Genomic DNA, 5,410 nt, shown 5'->3' with positions numbered 1-5,410 from the left:
GTTATAGTCTCGTGGGCTCGGAGATGTGTATAAGAGACAGGCCGAACACCGTCCGGCCTTCGGCGTCAAGGATGGACAGAACACCGAACCGCGACGCTGACAGCGCCTCACCCAGGGCGCTGTCGGGAAGCGACGCGAGTCCGCCCGCCTCCAGGCGGTCGGCGACCCGCGCCAGGGCAGCCGCGCCGCCGTCCAGCACGGCGTCGGCGTGACCCTCCAGAAAGGCCGCGGCCTGCCGGCTGCCGCGTTCCGCCCGGTCGAGCGTGCTGACGTAATCGACCAGCGACAGCGCACCCCAGGCCGCACCGCCCAGCAGCGTCATCACCAGGACGATGGCCGCCAGGATGGCCTTCGGATGGAAGTTGAGCAGGGCGTTGACCGAAAGCCGGATCATGGGCGGGGGCGTCTTGGTGAGGCAGATCGGGAGCGGTGCCACCGATCCACCGGATGCACGATGCCGCCGGGCACCGGCGAAGCCGGCGCCTGGGGCGATGACCGATGTGGGTGATTCAGAATGCGGCGCTTGCGGGTTTCGCGGCGGCAGATCGCCGTTGGGCCGGAGAAGCCGCAGAGACATGGTGGTTGGCTCTGCCCTTCATTGATCTTTCCGCCTTTTCGGCGCTGAAGAAGCGGCGGTGGCACCGAAAGGCAAAAACTGACATCTGCGTTACACCCGTTTTCTTGGCCCTTTGTCGGAAATCTCCCGGACCTCCCCCAGAAGTTTATTTGCCTTTATTGCCTGGAACCGATGATAGCACGCGATAGTTATCGGCGCGACCCGCCATGACGACTATGACCATGCTCATACCAGGCCCACTCTTTGGGTGAGGTGGCACGAAATGGTTCGGCCAGGAGTTGAAGCTCCCTCAAACATCGGAAATTGCGCCGATGACGGGATCACCGGGGCGGCTTGCGCGTTCCTGTGCTGCTTCATGCCGCAACGCGCCCACACCGAGGTTCAACCGTGAAGAAGCCGCCGTTCGCTCCTAAGGTTTTCCGCCAGTCCCGCATCCGGGAAGGTCTTCCCTACCCTCTCGGCGCCACATGGGACGGGCTGGGCGTCAACTTCGCGCTGTTTTCCGCCAACGCCACCAAGGTGGAGCTGTGCCTGTTCGACCAGGACGGACGCCGCGAGCTGGAACGGATCGAGCTGCCCGAATACACCGACGAGGTGTGGCACGGCTATCTGCCGGACGCCCGGCCGGGCACGGTCTATGGCTACCGCGTGCACGGACCTTACGAGCCCAAGGCGGGCCACCGCTTCAACCCGAACAAGCTGCTGCTCGACCCCTACGCCAAGCATATGGTCGGGCCGCTGCGCTGGTCGGACGCGCATTTCGGCTACCGCGTCGGCTCGCCGCGCGGCGACCTGTCCTTCGACCGGCGCGACAGCGCCCCCGGCATGCCGAAATGCGTGGTGATCGACCCGGCCTTCACCTGGGGCCATGACCGCCACCCGGCGATCCCCTGGGAGAAGTCGATCTTCTACGAGACCCACGTGCGCGGCTACACCATGCGGCACCCGGCGGTGCCGCCGCAGTACCGCGGCACCTTCGCCGGCTTCGCCCAGCAGGAGGTTGTGGAGTACATCCGCTCGCTGGGCGTCACGGCGGTGGAGCTTCTGCCGGTCCATGCCTTCGTGGACGACCGCTACCTTCTGGAAAAGGGGCTGCGCAACTACTGGGGCTACAACAGCATCTCCTTCTTCGCGCCCGACCCGCGCTACATGGCGACCGGGGCGATCCACGAGTTCAAGGAGATGGTCGCCCGCCTGCACGACGCCGGGATCGAGGTGATCCTCGACGTCGTCTACAACCACACCGCCGAAGGCAACGAGATGGGGCCGACGCTGTCCTTCAAGGGCATCGACAACGCCTCCTACTACCGGCTGGCGCCGGACCCACGCTACTACATCAACGACACCGGCACGGGCAACACGCTGAACCTCGTGCATGCGCGCGTCCTCCAGATGGTCACCGATTCCTTGCGCTACTGGGTGACCGAGATGCATGTGGACGGCTTCCGCTTCGACCTCGCCACCATCCTGGCGCGGGAGACCTACGGCTTCGACCACAGCGGCGGCTTCCTCGACGCCTGCCGCCAGGACCCGGTGCTGTCGCGCGTCAAGCTGATCGCCGAGCCGTGGGATTGCGGCCCCGGCGGCTATCAGGTCGGCGGCTTCCCGCCGGGCTGGGCGGAGTGGAACGACAAGTTCCGCGACACCGTGCGCTCCTACTGGAAGGGCGACGAGGGCAAGCTGCCCGAGCTGGCGACCCGCATGGCCGCCTCGGCGGACGTGTTCAACCGGCGGGGACGCAAGCCCTGGGCCAGCGTCAACTTCGTCACCGCCCATGACGGCTTCACGCTGCACGACCTCGTCGCCTACAACGACAAGCACAACGACGCGAACGGCGAGGACAACCGCGACGGCCATTCGCACAACATCTCCTGGAACCACGGGGCGGAGGGGCCGACCGACGATCCGGAGATCAACGCCCTGCGCTTCCGCCAGATGCGCAACCTGCTGGCCACGCTGCTGCTGTCCCAGGGCACACCGATGATCCTGGCCGGCGACGAGTTCGCCCGCAGCCAGAACGGCAACAACAACGCCTATTGCCAGGACAACGAGATCAGCTGGATCGACTGGGAGGGGGTCAGCGACGAGGGCTGGGCGCTGACCGACTTCGTCCGCCACCTGATCGGGCTGCGGCAGAGCCACCCGCTGCTGCGCCGCGGGCGCTTCTTCACCGGCGCCTACAACCCCGACCTGGAGGTGAAGGACCTCACCTGGATCACCCCCGCCGGCGAGGAGAAGACGACCGAGCAGTGGCAGGACCCCATGGCACGCTGCCTGGGCATGCTGCTCGACGGGCGGGCGCAGGCCACCGGAATCAAGAAGGTGGCGTCGGATGCCACGCTGCTGCTCATCATCAACGCCTACCACGACGTGGTGCCCTTCAAGCTGCCGGAGGTCGCGGGTGGCAGCCGCTGGCTGACGCTGGTGGACACCACGGAGCCCGACCGGCTGGAGGTCGCCACCGCCCAGACCGGCGACGAAATCCCGGTCAACGGGCGCTCCCTGCTGCTGTTCGAGCTGATGCCCGACCGCCGCTCCGACATCGGGCTGAAGGCCGCCGCGCGGGCTTTGCGCGCCGTTTCCGGGCCGGGCGAGCCGGTGGCGGCGATCACGCCGGACAGCATCGCGTCGGGCGCCAGCCCGGCCGAGACGGTGCAGCAGCCGGGCGAGTGATCGCCGGGTCCCGATAGACCGTCAAGGAACGGTGCGGCAGGACGCCGCATCGTTCCATTCTCATTTTTATCTACAATTTTAGGCAAATCGGCGCTATCAAGGCATCGGACTGTCTGCCCCGGACCATTGCTTGTGCGCGCAACGCCGCATCGGCCGCATTCCCGCGCTCCAGGGCAAGGAACGACCACAACGATTCCAGGAGGTTTGGGCATGTGTCATGGCGACTACATCCGTTTCCTGGTTGCCACCGAGGCCGACCCGGCCCTGCGCTCGGCGCTGCGGCGGGCATCGCGCGGCCTGCTGACCCTGGGCGATCTGGTGGACTTCGCTGCCGGTCACGGCTTTCGCTTCACCGAGGCGGACATTCCCCTGGCCGTGGCCCAGCCCGCCGCCTGCGGAACCGACTGAATCAGCCGGGAGCGATCACGCGGGAGTGATCACGGCGGCGGCGCCGTCGTGCTGCAACTGCCGCGGATCGTCAACATGATCCCATCGTCGGACGGAAAGATGTCCTTGTCGGCGTCGCGCGGAATGGGAATTTTCTGGCGGCGGCAGAAGAGCAGGAGGACGCCGAGCGTCTTGCTGGGCATGAAGGCGACATCCCGCACCTTCGCGGCCCCCTGCTGCACCATGACCACCACGCCCCCGTCCGATTTCGGAACGACGGAGGCGATCAGGCCCAAGGGAAGATCGGTCTGATTCGGCACCTTCTGGTACCAGCCGAAGGCTTTCTTGAGGGCCGAATTCGTAAAGACAAGGTGACGCGTTTCGAAAATCATTCCGGACCAGTTTCAGGCCCGGCCGCCCTCCAGTTCCGGGTTCAACCGGAACGTGATCGCACGCCCCAGTTTGGAATCCCGCAGAAGGATCTGCTTGGTTTCCAGCAGCTTGATGGCCCGGTTGACGTTGGGCCGCTGCATGCCGAGCGCATCAGCCAGTTCGGACTGGAGCACCGGCACGGGACGGTCGAAATGGAGCCGCCGGCTCAGGTAGGTGAACACACGAAGCGCCTCCAGGGTGATGTCCCGATCGGTCGAAACGGTCCTGGAGAGGAGGTCATGATGCTGCATGGCGGCCTCGGAACGCAAGTTGGCTCGGCGTCGCAGTCCGGCTGCGCAAGCGCCGGACGGATAATTTCGCCTGCTCCGCAGGTTACCCCGCCTTTGTTGTCCGAATGTGTCGCGCGCGTTTCGAAATTGACACAAAGCCGCGCCAATTGTGACGCCTCCGCCGGAACCCTTCCCCTCACCCTCCCGTTCCCCGAAGGAGCTACCGTCACGTGAGGAGGAGGGGACCCAATGCATCGGCTCGTGCTGCTGCGGCACGGTCAGAGCGTCTGGAACCGCTCGGATCTGTTCACCGGCTGGACCGACGTCGATCTGACCGAACAGGGGGTGGCCGAAACCCGCCACGCCGCCGGCCTGATGAAGCAGGCCGGATTCGATTTCGACGTGGCCTTCACCTCCGTCCTGAAGCGGGCGATCAGGACGCTCGACATCGTGCTGGAGGAGATGGACCGGATGTGGCTGCCGGTGCACAAGCACTGGCGCCTGAACGAGCGCCATTACGGCGCGCTCCAGGGGCTGAACAAGACGGAGACGGCGGCCCGCCACGGCGCCGATCAGGTTTTCCTGTGGCGGCGGAGCTGGGACGTCCCACCCCCGCCCGTCGAGCCCGAGGACCCGTGCTCCGCGGTGTCGGACCGGCGCTACGCCGGCATCGGCCGCGCGAACCTGCCCCGTGGCGAAAGCCTGAAGGACACCACGGACCGGGTGATCCCCTTCTGGGAGGAAGGCATCTGCCCGGCCCTGCGGCTGGGCGCGCGGGTGCTGGTGTCGGCCCACGGCAACAGCCTGCGCGGCCTCGTGAAGCATCTCGACAAGGTGCCCGACCAGGACATTCCGCTGTTCGAGATCCCGACCAGCCGCCCGCTGGTCTATGAGCTGGGCGCCGATCTGGTGCCGCTGCGCCGCTATTTCCTGACCGAAGGCGGCGGGACCGAGGAGATCACCTGGACCCGCCGGGACGACGCCGGTCAAAGCGGCGTCGTGGCGGCGTGAGGGCTTGGAGTTCCCTCTCCCCGGAGGGGCGAGGGAAATAGGACTCACCCCCCGGCGGGGCGTCGCCCGCGATGCCCCGCCGGGGGGTGAGTCCTATTTC

At 66.6% G+C, this 5,410-nt stretch carries 6 protein-coding genes; 3 read left to right on the top strand and 3 right to left on the bottom strand.

The window, feature by feature from the left end:
* Position 1: 1 nt before the first annotated feature.
* Positions 2–394 (bottom strand): hypothetical protein, encoded by a 393-nt coding sequence (locus Q4I23_RS30135; protein WP_498528657.1) that lies wholly within the window; start codon positions 392–394, stop codon positions 2–4.
* Between the two features lie 570 nt (positions 395–964).
* Here Q4I23_RS30135 and glgX point away from each other — a divergent pair.
* Positions 965–3,250, top strand: coding sequence for a glycogen debranching protein GlgX (glgX, locus tag Q4I23_RS30130; RefSeq protein ID WP_498528656.1), 2,286 nt, complete (start codon positions 965–967; stop codon positions 3,248–3,250).
* 210 nt (positions 3,251–3,460) lie between these two features.
* Complete coding sequence (locus tag Q4I23_RS30125) at positions 3,461–3,658, top strand: Nif11-like leader peptide family natural product precursor (RefSeq protein ID WP_454017165.1); 198 nt, start codon at positions 3,461–3,463, stop codon at positions 3,656–3,658.
* Between the two features lie 29 nt (positions 3,659–3,687).
* Here the strand turns inward: Q4I23_RS30125 and Q4I23_RS30120 are convergent, their stop codons facing one another.
* Positions 3,688–3,933: a hypothetical protein gene (locus Q4I23_RS30120; protein WP_237905307.1), complete on the bottom strand. Its 246-nt coding sequence runs from the start codon at positions 3,931–3,933 to the stop codon at positions 3,688–3,690.
* A gap of 108 nt (positions 3,934–4,041) precedes the next feature.
* Positions 4,042–4,338 (bottom strand): MarR family transcriptional regulator, encoded by a 297-nt coding sequence (locus tag Q4I23_RS30115; RefSeq protein ID WP_014198175.1) that lies wholly within the window; start codon positions 4,336–4,338, stop codon positions 4,042–4,044.
* Positions 4,339–4,548: 210 nt separating this feature from the next.
* Here Q4I23_RS30115 and gpmA point away from each other — a divergent pair, with 210 nt between their 5' ends.
* Positions 4,549–5,310 carry a 2,3-diphosphoglycerate-dependent phosphoglycerate mutase gene (gene gpmA / locus Q4I23_RS30110; protein WP_237905308.1) on the top strand — a complete coding sequence of 254 codons (762 nt, stop codon included), beginning with the start codon at positions 4,549–4,551 and terminating at the stop codon, positions 5,308–5,310.
* Positions 5,311–5,410: the final 100 nt, after the last annotated feature.

It is taken from the genome of Azospirillum sp. UFLA03-27 (assembly GCF_059803775.1).
This window is presented reverse-complemented; position numbering and strand designations above follow the sequence as displayed.

Coding starts and splice junctions, on each gene's coding strand:
- Q4I23_RS30135 (WP_498528657.1), bottom strand. CDS start 394: ATGATCCGGCTTTCGGTCAACGCCCTGCTCAACTTCCATCCGAAGGCC.
- Q4I23_RS30125 (WP_454017165.1), top strand. CDS start 3,461: ATGTGTCATGGCGACTACATCCGTTTCCTGGTTGCCACCGAGGCCGAC.
- gpmA (WP_237905308.1), top strand. CDS start 4,549: ATGCATCGGCTCGTGCTGCTGCGGCACGGTCAGAGCGTCTGGAACCGC.